15 protein-coding genes are annotated in these 18327 nt (G+C 65.1%); 10 read left to right on the top strand and 5 right to left on the bottom strand.

The genetic code is table 11. The features are described 5' to 3' along the window. Positions 1 to 19 precede the first annotated feature (19 nt). A complete protein-coding gene (locus tag BH93_RS25290; protein ID WP_032405263.1) occupies positions 20 to 238 on the top strand; it encodes a hypothetical protein in 219 nt (72 codons plus the stop codon). Between the two features lie 2 nt (positions 239 to 240). Here BH93_RS25290 and BH93_RS25285 read toward each other — a convergent pair whose 3' ends face one another. After that, entirely contained in the window at positions 241 to 630 is a 390-nt protein-coding gene (locus BH93_RS25285) for a hypothetical protein (RefSeq protein ID WP_032378365.1), read from the bottom strand. Between the two features lie 110 nt (positions 631 to 740). Here BH93_RS25285 and BH93_RS25280 point away from each other — a divergent pair, with 110 nt between their 5' ends. The 5 genes from BH93_RS25280 (at position 741) to BH93_RS25260 (ending at position 6012) form a co-directional block, all read left to right on the top strand. Next, positions 741 to 1853: a glycosyltransferase gene (locus BH93_RS25280; protein ID WP_037171171.1), complete on the top strand. Its 1113-nt coding sequence runs from the start codon at positions 741 to 743 to the stop codon at positions 1851 to 1853. Positions 1854 to 1874: 21 nt separating this feature from the next. Further along, the gene (locus tag BH93_RS25275) at positions 1875 to 2525 is read left to right on the top strand and encodes a DUF1707 SHOCT-like domain-containing protein (protein WP_037171105.1); all 651 of its coding nucleotides are present in this window, start codon (positions 1875 to 1877) and stop codon (positions 2523 to 2525) included. 78 nt (positions 2526 to 2603) lie between these two features. Further along, positions 2604 to 4550: a DUF2339 domain-containing protein gene (locus BH93_RS25270; RefSeq protein ID WP_197914493.1), complete on the top strand. Its 1947-nt coding sequence runs from the start codon at positions 2604 to 2606 to the stop codon at positions 4548 to 4550. 122 nt (positions 4551 to 4672) lie between these two features. Beyond that, on the top strand, positions 4673 to 5161 hold the full coding sequence (locus BH93_RS25265; RefSeq protein ID WP_037171107.1) for a helix-turn-helix domain-containing protein: 489 nt from the start codon (positions 4673 to 4675) through the stop codon (positions 5159 to 5161). Next, positions 5158 to 6012 (top strand): IS3 family transposase, encoded by an 855-nt coding sequence (locus tag BH93_RS25260; RefSeq protein WP_037171110.1) that lies wholly within the window; start codon positions 5158 to 5160, stop codon positions 6010 to 6012. Before BH93_RS25265 ends, BH93_RS25260 begins: the two co-directional genes overlap by 4 nt. A gap of 85 nt (positions 6013 to 6097) precedes the next feature. Here BH93_RS25260 and BH93_RS25255 read toward each other — a convergent pair whose 3' ends face one another. The 4 genes from BH93_RS25255 to trmB all read right to left on the bottom strand — a co-directional run bounded on the left by BH93_RS25255 (position 6098) and on the right by trmB (position 13063). After that, positions 6098 to 8251 (bottom strand): MMPL family transporter, encoded by a 2154-nt coding sequence (locus BH93_RS25255; protein WP_037173247.1) that lies wholly within the window; start codon positions 8249 to 8251, stop codon positions 6098 to 6100. A gap of 133 nt (positions 8252 to 8384) precedes the next feature. Further along, complete coding sequence (locus tag BH93_RS25250) at positions 8385 to 11603, bottom strand: MMPL family transporter (RefSeq protein WP_037173246.1); 3219 nt, start codon at positions 11601 to 11603, stop codon at positions 8385 to 8387. Beyond that, entirely contained in the window at positions 11604 to 12290 is a 687-nt protein-coding gene (locus BH93_RS25245; RefSeq protein WP_230592732.1) for an NYN domain-containing protein, read from the bottom strand. A gap of 14 nt (positions 12291 to 12304) precedes the next feature. Beyond that, positions 12305 to 13063, bottom strand: coding sequence for a tRNA (guanosine(46)-N7)-methyltransferase TrmB (gene trmB, locus BH93_RS25240; protein ID WP_032377552.1), 759 nt, complete (start codon positions 13061 to 13063; stop codon positions 12305 to 12307). Positions 13064 to 13272: 209 nt separating this feature from the next. Between trmB and BH93_RS25235 the strand changes: the two genes are divergently transcribed. The 4 genes from BH93_RS25235 to BH93_RS25220 all read left to right on the top strand — a co-directional run bounded on the left by BH93_RS25235 (position 13273) and on the right by BH93_RS25220 (position 18273). Next, positions 13273 to 14322, top strand: a complete 1050-nt coding sequence (locus tag BH93_RS25235) for a hypothetical protein (RefSeq protein WP_037173245.1) — start codon at positions 13273 to 13275, stop codon at positions 14320 to 14322. Further along, positions 14319 to 15797, top strand: a complete 1479-nt coding sequence (locus BH93_RS25230; protein ID WP_155290923.1) for a hypothetical protein — start codon at positions 14319 to 14321, stop codon at positions 15795 to 15797. The genes BH93_RS25235 and BH93_RS25230 overlap by 4 nt, the downstream gene beginning before the upstream one ends. Before the next feature lie 34 nt (positions 15798 to 15831). Next, a complete protein-coding gene (locus tag BH93_RS25225) occupies positions 15832 to 16134 on the top strand; it encodes a DUF6802 family protein (protein ID WP_052065037.1) in 303 nt (100 codons plus the stop codon). Between the two features lie 309 nt (positions 16135 to 16443). Next, entirely contained in the window at positions 16444 to 18273 is a 1830-nt protein-coding gene (locus tag BH93_RS25220) for a phosphoenolpyruvate carboxykinase (GTP) (protein ID WP_037173241.1), read from the top strand. Positions 18274 to 18327 lie beyond the last annotated feature (54 nt).

The raw sequence follows: 18327 nt of genomic DNA, 5'->3' as shown, positions 1-18327 counted from the left end.
GACGGGCACTCTTGACCCCATGACCGACAACAAAGCAGTGGACACCACCGTCGACCCGGCGAAGCACTCGAAGGGCGTCGACGCCGATCTCGATCAGACCGGTGCCGAGCGCGACGAGGCGGTCGACGAGTTCGACGGCCATCTCGACGGATCGGGTGACGAGCCTTCGCTACCGACCCCCGAGCCGACCCACGTGGCCGACAAATCCGACGAGAAGACCGTCACGCGCTCCGAGTAGCGCTACGGCGCACACAGTTTGCCGAGCGCGAACTTGGCGACCGGTACGTACGGCAGGACGAGGGGCATCGGACCGTCGATCGTCAGCCAAGCCCTGGTCCCGTTGGGCCGTGAGACGACGCCGTGCGTCAGGTCGACTCCGATGGCCTGGTTCTGGAACCACGCCGACCATGCCCAGGTCCACGAGCGCTCGTCGACCGAATGCACCCGAAAGTCGATCGGCAACCCTAGCGGCCCCAGCACCCTGCCGGTGCTGTCCGCAGTGAGTCGCTCGCCACGATATTCGACGCCGATGATCTGGGGAGCCCAGGTCTTCCATGCCGTCGGCTCCATGTAGCGCTCCCAGACCTCGGGCGCTGCGGCGTTTCCGGTGGATTGCAGTGTCACTCGCATCTGTTCCACCTACCCGCTGGTAGCGATCCCCACACAGAAATTTCGCGAGGGTTCGGCCACTGTCCATCGCTGCGGTGCCCGGTGGACGCGCGGATGAGAAGACTGGTCGGGTGCGCATCGTGCAGGTGGCCAACTTCTACGGACCGCGGTCCGGCGGTTTGCGGACGGCCGTCGACCAGCTGGGATCGGGCTACGTCGCAGGCGGCCACGAGGTGACGCTGATCGTGCCGGGAGCGCAGTGGAGCGAGGAACTGCTGCCCTCGGGGGTGGTGCGCATCGAGGTGCCCGCCCCGCAGATCCCGTGCACCGGCGGCTACCGGGTTGCCGACCCACGCCGAGTGTCGGCGGTGGCGTCCGGGCTGCGGCCGGACGTGATCGAGGTATCGGACCGGCTGACGCTGCGCGGCATGGGTAGCTGGGCCGCGCGGCGGGATGTACGCAGCGTGATGATCTCGCACGAACGCCTCGACCGGCTGCTGGCACAGACGATGCCGATGCGTTGTGCGCGTCCCATTGCCGATCTGGCCAATCGCCGCACCGCCGAGCAGTACGACGCCGTTGTGTGTACCACCGAGTTCGCGCAACAGGAGTTCGAGCGCATCGGGGTTCAGAACGTGCATCGGGTGCCACTCGGGGTGGATCTCGACCTGTTTCATCCGCGGCGTCGGCACGTGGGTGATCGGTCGGCATGGTTGGGCAACGCGGATCGTCTGCTGGTGCACTGCGGCCGGTTGTCGGTGGAGAAGCACGTCGAGCGAAGTATCGATTCGCTTGCTGCACTCAATGATTCGGGCATACGTGCTCGATTGGTCATTGCCGGGGACGGTCCCCGCCGGGCCGGCCTGGAACGACGCGCCCGAGGCCTCCCGGTGGACTTCCTGGGCTTCGTCACCGGCCGGTCGACCGTCGCCGCGCTGTTGGCCTCGGCCGATATCGCTCTTGCCCCCGGCCCACACGAGACGTTCGGACTCGCCGCGCTGGAATCACTGGCAGCAGGTACACCCGTCGTCGTCTCCGAGACCTCGGCGCTGGCGCAGATCGTCACCCCGCACTGCGGAGGATCCTCGAAGAACACTGCCGACGGGTTCGCTGCGGAGATCGAGCGAGTACTCGAACTACCGGTGGACGGCCGTCGTATCGCCGCCAGGTTGCGTGCCGAGGAGTTCGGCTGGCCCGCATCGGTGTCCGGAATGCTGTCGGTTCTCGGCGGTCGCGCAGCCTGAGATCTTCGCTACCCTGAGTGCATGGAGGCAAGGGATCTGCGAGTGTCCGATGCCGAACGTGAACACGTCGGGCAGTTGCTGCAACGCGCCGTGGGGCAGGGCATGCTCTCGCTCGGTGAGTTCACCGAGCGAATGGACACCGCCCTGGCGTCGAAGACCCGCGGTGAGCTGAACTCGGTTCTCGTCGACCTGCCCGGTATGCACCTGGCCGAGGAGCATGGCCCGGCACCGAAACCCGTCGCCGCGCCGACCCCGCATCAGCCTCCACGCCGTGTTGTTCAGGAGCATTGGGGGCACGGCGGCGGCGCGTCGGACACACTGCGCGGCACCATGTCCACCATCACCCGCAAGGGACCGTGGAACGTGCCGCCGAGCCTGCGCGTCTCCACTCGCATGTCCACGGTGACGCTCGACTTCACCCAGGCAGTCATGTCGACGCAGGTGGTCGAGATACACGTCGACGACTACTGCAGCACCGTGACACTGATCGTGCCCACCGAAGCGACCGTCGACCTCAACGGTGTCGACACGGTGGCGGGCAGCGCCACCAACAAGGTCCGTACCGGACCGCCCTACGGGCCGCTGCATCTTGTCGTGTCGGGCAAGGTTCGGTTGGGCTCGGTGACCGCAAAACATCCCTTCGGCAGCTCGATCCGCAGGATGTTCGGCTAGAGATTCGGCTGTTCTACTCGAGAGAACCGAGTAGCACTACTCACGCTTTTCGGCGGCAATGCTCGCAGTATCTAACCCATGACTTCTTCCCAGAACTCCGGGCTGGATCCGCAACTCGTCGCGCGACTGTCCAGTCGCTTCGATTCCCTGGGCGACCATATGCGTCAGGTGGCCGTCGATCTGCAGACCCTGCAGTCGCAACTCGGTGCCGCTCCCCAGGCTCCTGCTCGTGCTCCTCAGGCCCCTGCCCCGGTGCCGCCCGCTCCCGTTGCGCTGTCCTATGCGCCGCCTTTCGTGCCGCAGCAGCTCCCACCGCAGAACTACGGTCAGCCGACGTATCGGACCATGGGGCAACCCGCGGGTCAGCCTGCGGGTCAGCCGGTGGGCCAGCCGGTGGGTCGCACTCAGCCGGCCGCCCCTGGTCCGGTTGCAGCGCCACGTGGGCCGGTGGTTGCGCCGCGTCCGCCCGCTCCGCCGAGGGAGCCCTGGTGGCAGCGCGACGGGGTCATCAGTCGTCTGCTGGCCGTCGCCGGGGCCGGCGTCACCCTCGTCGGTGTCGTGATGCTGTTGGTGCTCGCGGCGCAGGCCGGGTGGTTCGGCCCACCGCTGCGGGTCGCGGCCGGAGCCGTCTTCTCCCTCGCGCTGATCGGTGCGGGCGTTCGGGTGTTCGGGCGCTCCGGTGGACGCGTCGGCGGAATTGCTCTCGCTGCCACCGGCATCGCGGGCCTGTACCTCGACGTGCTTGCGACGTCCGTTCTGTACGGCTGGCTCGATCCCGTGATCGGGCTGATCGTTGCATTCGGAATTGCAGCTGCCGGAACAGCTCTGGCGGTGCAGTGGAAGTCGCAGCCGATGGCAGTATTGATTCTGGCCGGCGTCGCGGTGTGCGGCCCGGTACTGACCGAGGGCCTCACCCTGGCGTTGATCGCATTCTTCATCGCCACCTATGTCGCCGGCTTCCCCGCCCAGATCGGTCGGAATTGGCAGATCCTGCAGGTTGTTCGGACCGTTCCCCTCGTCGGCGCGGTGTTGACTGCGGTCGCCACTGCCGACATGAACGGCTCGACCGATAACTACTGGCTGCTCCTGGCCATCGTGCTCACGGCGGTACTCGGTATCGGAATGTCGCTGGAGCTGTTGCGCCGCAACGTCTCCGATGTGGTTGCGACCGTGATGATCGCTCTGCCGGCGCTGCCGGTCCTGCTCTCCGTCGACATCTTCGACCGCGGTGTTGCCGTCACCCTTCAACTGGTTCTCGCTGCTGCCGCGGTGGCGATCGTGGCTGTGGTGAGCTGGTTGCCGGGACACGCTCGCATCACGGTCGCGGTGATCGGTGCCCTGGCCACGTTGCAGGCTGCAGTCGAGTCGACGACCCTCGAAATCCGTCCGGTCGTGCTGTTCGCTGTCGCCCTCGCTCTGCTCGCAGTGGCGCACAGCACTCGCTCGACACTTGCGTACCTGATCGGCAGCGGATTCGGCGTGATCAGTGCACTGATGTTCGTATCGGTCTGCCCGCCCCGGGCGCTGTTGGACTCCGATTTCGCCGTCGGCAGTGCAGGCATCGTGATCGGTGGAATCCTGCTCGCGGCAACGGCCTTCGCCTTCGCCTATGTACTGGCCGAGTTGAACCTGGTCGACGACGGAATGCAGACCCTGGCCATCGTCTCCGGTGTACTCGCGCTCTACGGACTGACGGCGGCAACGGTCACGCTCGGTATCGGAATCGGCGGCGAAACAACAGGATTCACGGCAGGTCACACTGCCGCGACCATCGAGTGGATGATCGCAGCCTTCGCGCTCCTGGCCTTCGGGCTGCGTAGCGTCACGCACGCCCATGCGGCACTCGTGGCCGGACTGGCCCTGACGGCGGCGGCCATCGCGAAACTGTTCCTCTTCGACCTCGTCGCGCTGGACGGACTGTTCCGCGTCATCGCCTTCATCGCAGTAGGGCTGCTGCTGCTGATCGCGGGCACCCGATACGCCAAGGTGTTCGCCGATCGCGAGAGTGCGGCAGTTTCGTCCTGATCCCCGTCCGACCTGGGCCGGCTACACCGCGTGAATGGACCATTGCATACGTCTCGACGGTGTGCACCGCTCCCCAGAAGTTGGACTGAGTAATTCAGTTCCGACTACTGGGGAGCGTGTGTATGCGTGTACGAAGTTCACTTACCGAGGATCAGCGGGTCGCGGCGGTAGCGTTGTTCGAGGACGGGCTGGGTGCGGTCTCGGCGGCTGCGAAGGTCGGTGGCGGTAGGTGCGCTGTGGTCTTGCTGTACGACCGGTGGCGGGTTCGAGGGAGACATGCATTGGTGGAGAAACCGGATCGACAACACTTCTCGTTCGAGTTCAAACTCGCTGTGGTGCAACGTGTTCTGGCTGGGGAGAACAAGATCGAGCTCGCCCGCGAGTACGGTCTGTCGTCGGCGAGAATCATCGATCCGTGGGTGCGTGGATACCGCCGCGACGGCGACGAGGCGCTTCGCCCGAAGCGGGCGGGACGTCGACCTGCGGCGTCGGGAGCGGATCTCGGGGAGGCCAGCGAGCTCGACCGGCTCCGTGAGGAGAACGAGCGGCTGCGCACTCAGGTGGCGTACCTGGGAAAATTGCGGGCCTTGAGGGAACAGGGACGACGGTGAAGGTTCTCGCTGTCATCGCCCTCAAGGCCCAGTACCGACTCGATGTGCTGCTCGACGTCGCCGGCCTGGCTCGGTCGACGTTCTTCTACCGTCAAGCACAGTTGCGCAGACCCGATCCGAAGGCCGCATTGAAAGCGGCGGTGAGCAGGGCGTTCGAGAAAAACCACCGACGCTACGGGCATCGACGCGTGCACCGAGTCCTCGTCGAGGCGGGGTGGCGGGTGGCGAAGAAGACGGTGTTGGCGTTGATGCGTGAACTCGGGTTGGCCTGCCCTGTGCGGCGCCGTCGACGGTATGTCTCGTATCGGGGACAGGTCGGGGCGGTCGCTGCGAACATCCTCGGCCGCGACTTCTCGGCGGAGGCCCCGAATCAGAAGTGGGTCACCGATGTCACCGAGTTCCGGGTTGGGGAGGCGAAGTTGTATCTGTCTCCGGTGATGGACTTGTTCGATCGTCAGATCATCTCGTATTCGATCGGTCGGTCTCCGACGACGGAGTTCACCAACCGTTCTCTACGGGACGCGTTGAGTACCCTCGGTGGCGGTGAGTGTCCAATTGTGCACTCGGATCAGGGATTTCACTACCAGCATCACTCGTGGAGTCGGTTGCTCACCGATGCGGGAGCGATCCAATCGATGTCACGCAAAGCCAACTGTTACGACAACGCGATCATCGAGAACTTCTTCGGTCACCTCAAAGAAGAGATGTTTCATCACACCCGATACCTGAACCTCGGCGCCTTGCACACCGCGATCGAGGACTACATCGACTGGTTCAACAACGACCGCATCTCGCTACGCCTCGACGGCCTGAGCCCGGTGCGATACCGAGCCCAGGCCCTCGCGGCCTAGGCTTTGCATTAGCAGTCCAACCCACGGGGTCCAGTGCAGTGCAGTGGTCCATTCACGCGTTGCGGTGGGGTGGGGGACAGGCGCGTCAGTCGTCTTTGGGGACGGTCTCGCCGAGTCCGAGCTTGCGCTGCATTCGTTTCATTCCGGCCGGTGCCCACCAGCTGGCGTCGCCGAGCAGTTTCATCGTCGCGGGCACCAGGAACATGCGGATGACGGTCGCGTCGATGATCAGAGCGGCGATCATGCCGTACGCGATGTACTTCATCATCACCAGATCGGAGAACGCGAACGCCCCCGTGACGACGATGAGGATCAAGGCCGCGGCGGTGATGATGCGACCGGTGTGCGAGGAGCCGATATGGATGGCTTCGCTTGTACTGGAGCCCTTTTCGCGAGCCTCGACCATCCGGGACAGGAGGAACACCTCGTAGTCGGTGGAGAGTCCGAAGACGATAGCCGCGATCAGCAACAGAATCATTGCCATGATCGGTCCGGGGGTGAAATTCATCCAACCGGCTCCGTGGCCGTCGATGAAGATCCACGTCAGGATGCCCATCGTGGAACCGAGCCCGAGCGTCGTCATCAGTACCGCCTTGATGGGCAACACCAGCGATCCGAACGTCAGGAACATCAGTACGGTGACAACGATGACGACCAGTGCCGCCATCAGAGGTAGGCGGTCCACCATCGCATCGATCGAATCCCGTTCGATCGCAGGCGTTCCCGTCACCTGCATCGTCGTGCCGTCCGGAGTGTCGATGCTGCGGAGGAATTCGATGGCGGGCGCGCTGTCGTTCCGATCGATCAACCCGGCCTTGAAGACGATGATGCCGTCCTTGCCGGCACCGACCGGGGTGAATTGCTCGATCAGGCCGGGTGCGTTGTTCGCCTGGGTGGTGATGGCTGCGAGTGTGGGACCCTGCGCGTTCTGGATGACCAGCTTGATGGGCTCGGTGCGTTGGCCGGGGAACAACTCGTCGAACTGTTCCTGAGCCACTCGCGTCGGATTGTCCGGTGGTAGATACGTTTCGTTGATTCCGCCGAACGCGAGATTGCCGATGGGCAGCGTCAGGGCGAGCAGTCCGAGAACGATGGTGACGACCACTTTGATGGGGTTGCGCATCACCCAGTGCGTGAGCTTGCCCCACCTGCCGTTCTCGATCTCTTCCGAGGACTTCGTCTTGCGCATGAACGCGAGGCCGAGGGCATCGACGCGTGGGCCGAGAATCGACAGAATGGCGGGCAGGATGGTGATCGCGTTCAATGCCGCGAGAGCAACCGTCGCAATCGAACCCAGGGCGACCGATCGCAGAAACCCGTGCGGAAACAGCAACAGGCCACCGAGGCACGCGACGATGATCGTCGCCGAGAATGCCACCGTGCGACCGGCAGTCATGACTGTTCGACGGACCGCATCGGGCGTCGATCTGCCGTCGCCCAGCTCCTCTCGGAAACGGGAGACGATGAACAGGCCGTAGTCGATGGCCAGGCCGAGCCCCACCAGCGACACCACCGGTGCGACGAAGGTGTTGACCTCGGTGACGTGGGTGAACAGTTTTACGATGCCGTTGGCTCCGATGACCGTCAGCGCGCCGACGATGAGGGGAAGCGCGGCAGCAACAACGCCGCCGAAGACGAAGAACAGCAACACCGCGACGGCGGGGATGGCGAGGACCTCCATGCGATGAATGTCGTCGGTCATCGTCGACTGCAGAGAGGCCGCCACCGCCTGCTGTCCGGCGACCTGCACATCGATACCGTCGATGTAGAAGGCGTTCTGTACGGCCTCGAAGTTCTCGGTCAGTTCGGTGTCGTTGCTTCCGACGATCGCGATGCTGGCGATGGCATGCTGCTTGTCGGCGGTGCCGAGGGCCGCGAGCACCGGTGCTTCCGCAGTTCTGAAGTAGCTGCCGTTGATCTTCGCGATGCGGTCCGGGTGGTCGGCGACCAGCGAATCGAGATTCTGGATGATCGCTGCATCGAACGACGGATCATCGATGTTCGAGCCCTCGGGAGCGGTGTAGAGCACGATGACATCGCCCTCGGTGTCACGCCCGAACGTCTCGTCCGCAAGATTGCTGGCCGCGGCCGACTGCGACGTCGGATCGTCGAATCCGCTCTGGCTCAGGTGGTCCGGTAGATCCCAGCCGTACGCCGCCAAGATCGCCAGCCCGGCCACCATCACCCCGAGAACGCTGTACCGAAGGCGGTGGACGAAGTTTCCCCATCGAACGAACACGTGTGTAACTCCCCCTCGGTGCACGCGGCGTCACCGCCTCGTGAATGAAACTTCGACCCCCACTACGAGGCAGGAGTGTAGCCTGCGCAACGACCTATGCAGGTGAGCCGCTCACCTGCATAGCAGCGCTCCGTCAACGTGAACGGTTGCGTTCCCTCGCAAGCAATTCGCTGACACTGAGTACCTGCCCGTTCTCACCGCCGCGATGACGGCCACTGTCGCCACCCTCGGTTGCCGGTGCCGCACGACGGCCCGACGGCCTGTCCGACTCGGATCCGTTGGTGCCGTTGTGCTCGGACCCTGTGCGTTCGGATCCGTTACGTTCGGAGCCACGGTGTTCGGAGCCGTTGCTGCCGTTGTGCTCGGTGTCGTTGCCGGCGCGATGCTCGGTGCCATTGCTGCCGTTACTGGCGTTGTGGTCGGATCCGTTGCTGCTGTTGCCGTTTCGATTCGAGCCGCTTCCGGTGGACCCGTTCGATGCAGAGCCGTTGTCAGCAGAGCCGTTTCGAGTAGAGCCGTTCTCGCCGTGACCGTTCCGATCGGATCCGTTGACGGTCGCGTTCGGTCGACTCGGCGGCGACGCACTGGGTGCCCGCAGATCGGCGAGCCAACTCTCGATGGACCGTGAATCCGGTTCCTCGGCTCGAGGTGCTCGAGCAGGGCGGGGTCGACTGGGCGGTGCGACCGGCGGACGGGGTGTGCTCGGTGTGTGCGGCGGCTCGACCGACGGAGAATCCGCAACCGGATCGGCCGAGGGCGCGGGTCGAAATACCTCTGCGGCCTGGGTCGGTTCCGGCTCGACGGCCGGGCGTGGCCCTGCAGTAGGACGCGGCGCTGCAGTAGGACGTGGTCCTGCAGTAGGACGCGGCCCAGCGTTCGGATGCGGCTCCACGGTCGGACGTGGACGTGGTGGTGTCGGCTGACTCGGGGCAGAGCGCGGAGCGTGCTGTGCCGGGGGAGCGGCCGGAGTTTCGCGTGTCGGCTCGGGTGGTGTTGCCGGCCGTCCCGTCACACTGCGCCGTGACTCTTCCTTCGCGGCGTGGGTCGCCCGGATGGGGCCGGAACCATGGGGCGCGACAACAGGAATGGGCTCGGTGAGCGGTTCGCTGCGGCGTGGTGCCGGACGTAGCGGTGGTGCGACCGTGGTGGACGGTGCACCTCCGGCGAGGGCGAGCTCTGGCACATCGGCGATGGGGAGGAGTTCGTCCTCGAGGATGGTCTCGCCGAGTCCGAGCTTGCGCTGAATTCGCTTCATCCACTGCGGGGCCCACCAGCAATCGTCGCCGAGCAGTTTCATCGTGGCGGGCACGAGGAACATGCGGATGAGGGTGGCGTCGATGATGAGTGCGGCGATCATGCCGTACGCGATGTACTTCATCATCACCAGATCGGAGAACGCGAACGCTCCGGTCACGACGATGAGGATCAGGGCCGCGGCGGTGATGATGCGACCGGTGTGCGAGGTTCCGATTCGGATGGCTTCGCTTGTGCTGGCACCCTTTTCGCGAGCCTCCACCATTCGGGAGAGTAGGAACACCTCGTAGTCGGTGGACAAGCCGAACACAATCGAGATGATCAGCACCAACACCGGAGCCATGATCGGACCAGGGGTGAAATTCATCAGCCCCGCACCGTTGCCGTCGATGAATATCCACGTCAGAATGCCCATGGTGGCACCGAGACCGAGGACGGTCATGAGCACCGCCTTGATCGGCAACACCAACGATCCGAACGTCAGGAACATCAGCAGCGTCACGATGAACACCACGAGGACGGCCATCAACGGAAGTTTGTCGATGAGCGCGCTGATCGAGTCCTGCTCGATGGCAGGTGTGCCGCCGACGAGAACCGACGCTCCGTCCGGCACGTCGATGCTGCGGAGGAAGTCGATGGCGGGTTTGGAATCGTTACGATCGACCAGACCGGCCTTGAAGACGATGATGCCGTCCTTGCTGGCACCCACCGGGGAGAACTGTTCGACCAACCCGGGAGCGTTGTTCGCCTGGTTGGTGATCGCGGCGAGGTTGGCACCCTGCGCGTTGCTGATCACGAGTTTGATCGGCTCGGTGCGCTGACCGGGGAACAGCGTGTCGAACTCGCCCTGCGCGACGCGGGTGACGTTGTCGGGAGGCAGGTAGGTCTCGTTGATGCCGCCGAACTTGATGTTGCCGACGGGCAGGGTCAGCAACACCAGACCGAGCACGATGGGCACGGTGACCTTGACGGGGTTGCGCATCACCCAGCGGGTGAGGCGGCCCCACATGCCGTTCTCGATTTCCTCGCTCGACTTGGTCTTGCGCATGAACTTCAGACCGAGCGCGTCCACGCGTGGGCCGAGGATCGCCAGCATGGCGGGCAGGATCGTGATGGCCGTCAGTGCCGCGAGCGCGACAGTGGCGATGGAGCCGTAGGCCACCGACTTCAGGAAGCCTTGCGGGAACAGCAGCAGTCCACCGAGGGACGCGACGATCATCGTCGCCGAGAACACCACGGTGCGACCGGCCGTCATGACGGTCCGGCGCACGGCCTGTGGCGTCGTATAGCCGTCGCCGAGTTCTTCTCGGAATCTCGACACGATGAACAGCCCGTAGTCGATGGCCAGGCCGAGTCCGACCAGTGAGACCACGGGCGCAACGAAGGAGTTGACCTCGGTGAAGTTGGTGAACACCTTCACGATGCCGTTGGCTCCGACGACCGTCAGGCCACCGATGATCAGCGGAAGCGCGGCTGCGACCACGCCACCGAAGATGAAGAACAGCAGCACCGCGACGGCGGGGATCGCCAGTAGCTCCATGCGGTGGATGTCGCCGGCCATCGTCGACTGCAGTGCGCCCGCCACGGCTTGCAGTCCGGTCACCTGCACGTCGACGCCGTCGATGTAGAAGACGTCCTTGACAGCTTGGAAGTTGTTGGTCAGCTCGGTGTCGTTGGCACCGGCGATGGCCACGCTGGCAATGGCGTGTTGCTTGTCGGTGGTGCCGAGCGCGGCGAGGTTCGGAGCAGTCGCCGTCCGGAAGTAGCTCCCGTTGACCTTCTCGATCTGATCGGGGTGGTCGGCGGCGAGGGAGTCGAGATTGGCGACGATCTTGGACTGGAAATCCGGGTCGTCGATGGTCGATCCCGCAGGGGCTGTGTAGAGCAGGATGACGTCACCCTGCTTGTCGCGACCGAACGTGTTGTCCGCCAGACGGGCAGCCTGGGCCGATTCCGAGGTCGGATCGTCCCAACCGCTCTGACTGAGATGGCTGTTGAGATCGAGACCGTAGGCTGCGAAGCCCAACAGCCCGGCCACCATGACACCGATAACGGTGTACCGCAGCCGGTAGACGATGTCTCCCCATCTGGCGAACACTTAAGAAACTCCTTGGCGCCCGACGAGCAGGGCGGACAGCGGTCGGAAGGGCTGCAGCCACGCGCCCTCGTCGGGGAGGGAGTCGAGACTCACCCGTGGCAGTGGCTCACGGAAGACGCCGGGAATGTCCTCGAGATCGAGAAATTCCAGGATGTCCGACGTGACAGCCCAGCTTGCGTGCTCCCGGAAACCCAGTACCTGGACCGGCACTCCGGTTGCTGCGATGGCCTCCAGCGGGCCCTTGAACGCTTGACCGTCGGCGGACGCGACCATGACCCCGGCGAGGCCGCCGTCACGGTTGCGGAAATCGATGTGGTCGAGCATGTCGGCGTCGACATCGCTGTCTTCGTCGACCTTGGGCTTGGCGAACACCGCGAAGCCCACGTTACGCAATGCTTCGACCCAGGGTCGGACGACATCGGCGCTACCGGGAGCAATATTGGTGAACACCGTCGCCTCGGGTTCGAGCGTTGCGGTGCCCGAGGTGGAGAGTTCGGCGGTGCGGCTGAGCAGCCAACGGCCCAGTGCATCGAACCGTGGGCGGTAGGCGGCGGTGGGTCTGCCACCGAGAATTGCGCCCAGTCCCATGTCCAGGTTGGGGGCGTCCCAGACCAGCAGGACGCGTTTGCTGTGGCGCGATTCACCGATCGCGCCGAGTTCGGAGGGGTCGATCACGGTGTCGGGCATGTCCGTACTGACGCTCATGCTGTCTTCTTTCCCCAGATCAATTCCGTCACCGAGCTGCCGACCAGCTGTGCCTTGCCCTCGAACTTGGTCACCGGCCGCTCGTGCGTCATGGGCGATTCCCAATCGAGAACGGTCAAACCGGGTTCGGCGTTCCCGGCTTCGGCGATCCACTCAGCGTATTCGGCATGATCGGTGGCCACGTGCAGAACGCCGCCCGGCTTCAGTCGATCCGCGATCATCGCGAAGGTCGGCCCCTGGAGTAGGCGACGCTTGTGGTGGCGAACCTTGGGCCAGGGATCGGGAAAGAAGACCCGGACGCCGGTCAACGACTCCGACGACAGCATGTTCTCGAGCACGTCCATGGCGTCACCGCGAAGCAATCGGATGTTCTCGATGCCTTCTCGTTCGATCTGCTGCAGCGTCTGCGCCAGGCCGGGGCGGTAGACCTCGACGGCCATGAGGTTGACGTGCGGCTCGGCCGAGGCCATCGCCGTGGTGGCCGTGCCGGTACCCGACCCGATCTCGAGAATCGCCGGTCCGCTGCGGCCGAACCAGGCGTCGATGTCGATCTGCTCGTCGGCGACATCTCGGCCGATGCGCGGCCACAGGCTGTCCCAGGTGGTCTGTTGAGCCTCGGTCAGCGCTCCGCGCCGAGAGCGGAAACTCGTCACTCGTGGGTACAGCCGTGAGCCCCGTTCGTGGGTGCGCGCTGCGTTCTCCTCGGTGTCGACGGAGGTGTCCTGAGACTCGTTCACGGGTCCATTGTCGCGCATCGACGGGGCGTGTGACACGTGGGTCTCGAGTTGAAGTTGAGACTTGGCGTCCTGCCGCTGATCAGGGGCAGGAAGGGCGGGACTAATTACAACGGTGCAATTCTTCGGGGCGGGTCGTGCAGCTCACCGATGTGCCAGAATCGGTGCCGCAGCAGGGGGCTGTGCGCCGCGTCCGGGGGCAGACGGCGGTCGTTCTGGGGGGATCGAATATGAGCGTGGCGGGTTTCGGACGACTGCGTGACCGCACCGCTGTGAGCTCGATCGGGGTGACTGCCGACGACGGTGCTCGGGAGGCCGTCGACATCGCGCTGCAGGATCGACTACGGCCGCTGATCGTGCGGGTGACGGGTCGAACCGGGGTGGGCAAGTCTGCGATCCTCGCCATCCTCGAGTCGGTGCGCATCGACGCGGACGGCCTCGATGTGCGGGTGCGCGAAGACAGCGGCACCGACAACACGGACTTCGACGTTCTCGTCTACGTCATCGCAGGCGCGGTGTCACCGGTCGACACTGCGTTCCTGAGTTCGTCTCCCGGCGGCGCGCCCGACGGGACCGTCGTTGTGCTCACCAAGGCGGACACCCTCGACGATCCAACGGCAGCGGCTGCGGCGGCCTCCCACCAGCTCGCGCGGACGGTGCTGCCGGTGATGGGTGCGACCGCAGCGGGACTGGGTGGCACGGGTCGGTCCGGGGTTTCGCTCGTCATGGCCGACGTTCGCGCCGTCGCTGCGAGCGAGGTGAGCCCAGCAGACCTGTTGACCGTGGATCGCTTCCTCGCCGCCGACATCACCGTCTCGACGCGTCGCCGAGAGGCACTGATCGAGTGCATCGAACTGCGCGGCGTCGCCCTGCTGATCGACGTGCTGCGGCAGAGAACCGCTGTTTCCGACGGTGATGCGCTGCGTGAGCTGGCCGATGCCACCGGTGTCGACGCGGTGCTGGCCGCGGTGTCGACGGCGGTGTCGGTTTCCGCAGCGAACCGCGACGCACACCTGCACCGGAGCCTGCAGCAGATCTCGGCTCGGCATCGGCAGGTGCGCGGTGCCGTCGAGTCGTATCTGGCGTCGGACGAGGCCGTGGCGGCGGAAATGCGCTGCGCTGCTCTGCATTTGGGGGTGCCGATCGAGACCGGTTCCGAGCAGGTCGTAGTGGAGCAGGTAGCCAGGTGGAAGCACCGCGCGGCCGCGTCCGAGGACTCGGGAGTGCGTCGGTCGGCGCTCGTGCTGTGTCGGGGCTACGTGCGGATGCTGCGGCGATGACGCCGTTGTCGGAGGACATGAAAAGCGTTCTTCGGCGCTGGAACTCGGATGCACTCGACCGAATCGCCCGGGCGCGGGAGAGCCGACCCGCCGGGGTTCACCTCACCGGCACGGCCGGATCGGGGAAGTCGGAGCTGCGCCGCGAGCTGTCCCGGCTCGGTGGCATCGAATTCACGGATTCGGTAGCCGACGCAGCCGTCGTGCTGATCGTGGTCGACGCGTCGGCTCCGGTCGATCGTGTCGAGATCGAGCGATGGCGAGGGGCGCTCGAATCCACGCCGGTCGTGTTCGTGGTGAACAAGATCGACGTGCACAGGCACTGGCGTGAGGTGGTGATCGCCGACGGTGACCTGGTGGCCGAGTGTGTTCCGCGAGCGGTAGAGTGCACCTTTCATCCGGTCTCGGTCCGATTGGCACGGGCGGGGAGGGACAGTGGCGACGCGGCGGTGTGCGTCGAATCCGGCCTCGGGGCTGTGACGGATCGGCTCGGTGTGCTGCTGCTGGACGCCACAGCTCTCGGAGCGCAGCGCAAATACGCTGCGGCGGTGCATGGCTGCGCCGCCGGCGCCAAAGCGTCGATCGTAGCGAGAGCTCGCGCAGTGACCGGGGGGAGCGACTCCGTTCCACTTCGCGCGCGACGAGCCGCACTCGTCGGCGAACGAGAGAGCCTCGGTGGTGATCGACGTGCGCTGTTGCACAATCGGATTCAGCGGCTTCGGGTGGAGTCGCTCCATGAGGCCGCCGAGGACCTTCGCGAACTGGGCGTCGAGGTGAGGCGGTCGATCGACGGGGCCCGGCGGGCCGAGCTGAAGCACTTGCCCGCGCATGTCGCCGAGTCGGCGCGAGGTGCGCAGAGTCGAGCCGACGCTGCGCTCACCGCGGGACTGCGAGCGGTGGAGTCCGATCTGGGGCTCGGCCAGACGGTGGCCCAGGCGAGCGCGGAGGACGCGTCGCTCGACATCGGGTCACCGTCTCGGCGTCGCGGTATCGAGGACGCCATCATGATCGTGGTCGGGGCATCGGCGGGAGTCGGCCTCGGACGCCTGATCGTCTCTCCGATGGCGCTGGTGCAGGCGTGGGCGGTGGCCAACACCGTGATCACTCTCGTTCTCGGCGGCGCGCTCGCGTGGTGGTTGACGCGGTCGCGGGCGTTGGTGTCGGATCGGTCGCACATGCGGAGCTGGACGCAGGAATGTCTGGCCCGAGTGAAGTCCGCGGTGGAGCAGCGGCTGCTCTCGCGCATCCTCGAAGCCGAGTCCGCTCTCGCGGCCGCCCTCGCGGTGGCGGACCGGGAAGCCGCGGCCCGTATCGACGTCGCGCTCGCCGAGGTGGATGCCGAACTGCGCAGGCTTGCCGACCACCGATCGGCGTTGCTGTCGGCGTGCGATCGGGATCTCTCTGCACTCGAACGGGGGCTGGAGCGATTCCGGGGCCCGGTGGAACCGTTCGATCTGTCCGTGCGTCGGAGTCAGTAGGTGCAGTGTCGGTCGAACTGGGTGAGGGGCGTCGATGATCGGGGTGGATGGCTTGGCAGCGGAGGGTTTTCCCACGGATGACGTGGCGCAACACGAGTTCGACGCGGGTGCGCCCGTCGTCTCGGCCGACCTTCTCGATCTCGACGGCGACGGTCACTACGAGACCACCGTGCGGCATACCGATGCCGGGATCACGGTGGCGACCGACGTCGACGGGGATGGTGTGACAGACAAGTTCACCGCCTTCGGACGTGACGGCCAATACCGAAGCTGGGAGATTTTTCGCGAGGCGAATGGTATTGGCAGGGGTGAAATGTCCGAATCGGGCGAGCTGTGACGCCACGGCACGGACACCGCATCGCCCCTGGTGGAGGGCTTCTTGCGCCGATCTTTCCCAATCTGAATCGGTCTTGTGACCAATCGGACAACACCCTGTTTCTGGATTCACGTCGCTCGGCGTTAACCTGATGAACAGGACATCCGGCGCTCGGTCCTCGGCTTGCCGTACCCAGTAACATGGTGTACTGCAGCTCGAACGGCCGAGCAGCGCCCCGCCGAGAGGGGAAAACCGAGATCTATTCGTGCGTGCTTGCCCACAGCGATCGTGCGAATTCTTCCCGGTTCCGGCTAACCCCAGGAGAGTTAGATGACCTCAGCGACCATTCCCGGTTTGAGCGGCACCGACAGCGTGCCGACTCGACACAAAGAACTGCTTGCCTGGGTTGCTCAGGTAGCCGAACTGACCGAACCGGACTCCGTGGTGTTCGCTGACGGATCCGACGCCGAATGGGAGCGCCTCACCGACAAGCTGGTCGAGGCAGGCACCTTCACTCGTCTCAACGACGAGAAGAAGCCCAACTCGTTCCTCGGCAACTCCGATCCGTCGGACGTCGCCCGTGTCGAATCGCGCACGTACATCTGTTCCAAGGAAGAGATCGACGCCGGTCCCACCAACAACTGGATGGACCCGTCCGAGATGCGGACGCTGATGACCGATCTCTACCGCGGCTGCATGCGCGGACGCACCATGTACGTCGTTCCGTTCTGCATGGGCCCGCTCGACGCCGCCGATCCGAAGCTGGGCGTCGAGCTCACCGATTCCGAATACGTCGTCATCTCCATGCGCGTGATGACCCGCATGGGCCAGGCTGCGTTGGACAAGATCGGCGAGGACGGGTTCTACGTCAAGGCGCTGCACTCGCTCGGCGCACCGCTCGCGGATGGCCAGGCCGACGTGCCGTGGCCGTGCAACGACACCAAATACATCACGCACTTCCCCGAGGATCGCGAGATCTGGAGCTACGGATCCGGTTACGGCGGAAACGCTCTGCTGGGCAAGAAGTGCTACTCGCTGCGTATCGCCTCGGCGATGGCCCACGACGAGGGCTGGCTCGCCGAGCACATGCTGATCCTCAAGCTGATCTCGCCCGAGGACAAGGCCTACTACATCGCGGCGGCATTCCCGTCCGCGTGCGGCAAGACCAACCTCGCGATGATTCAGCCGACCATTCCGGGCTGGCGCGCCGAGACCATCGGCGACGACATCGCGTGGATGCGCTTCGGTGAGGACGGTCGTCTCTACGCCGTGAACCCCGAGTTCGGTTTCTTCGGCGTCGCGCCCGGCACCAACTGGGACTCGAACCCGAACGCGATGAAGACCATCGATCAGGGCAACTCGGTGTTCACCAACGTCGGCCTCACCGATGACGGCGACGTGTGGTGGGAAGGCCTCGAAGGCAAGCCCGATCACCTCATCGACTGGAAGGGCAACGACTGGACCCCCGAGTCCGGAACCGATGCCGCACATCCCAATTCGCGTTACTGCGTGCCGATGGCCCAGTGCCCGTCCATGGCTCCCGAGTGGGACGACCCGCAGGGCGTACCGATCTCGGCAATCCTGTTCGGCGGACGTCGCAAGACCACCGTTCCGCTGGTGACCGAGGCCCGCGACTGGCAGCACGGCGTGTTCATGGGAGCCACCGTCGGCTCCGAGCAGACCGCGGCCGCCGAGGGCACCGTCGGTACCGTCCGACGCGACCCGATGGCGATGCTGCCGTTCCTCGGCTACAACGTGGGCGATTACTTCCAGCACTGGATCGACCTCGGCAAGAACGCCGACGAGTCGAAGCTGCCGAAGGTGTTCTACGTCAACTGGTTCCGCCGCGGCGACGACAAGCGCTTCCTGTGGCCCGGATTCGGTGAGAACTCGCGCGTGCTCAAGTGGATCGTCGAGCGCATCGAGCACAAGGCAGCAGGCGTCGAGACTCCGATCGGCGTGGTCCCCACCGCCGAGGCACTCGACATCGACGGTCTCGACACCACCGTCGAGGATGTGGCCGAGGCACTCGCGGTGAACACCGAGGAGTGGAAGGCCGAGATCCCGCTGATCCAGGACTGGTTCGACTTCGTCGGCGAGAAACTGCCCACCGGAATTCAGGACGAATTCGACTCCCTGAAGCAGCGTTTGGGCGCGTAGTATTCACGACACGGAACGGGGCTCACCGAGGGGTGGGCCCCGTTCTGGCTGTGT

This window comes from Rhodococcoides fascians A25f, assembly GCF_000760935.2.
Lineage (GTDB): Bacteria > Actinomycetota > Actinomycetes > Mycobacteriales > Mycobacteriaceae > Rhodococcoides.
Note: the sequence above shows the minus strand (reverse complement) of the source record. Positions and strands in the feature narration are given on the sequence as shown.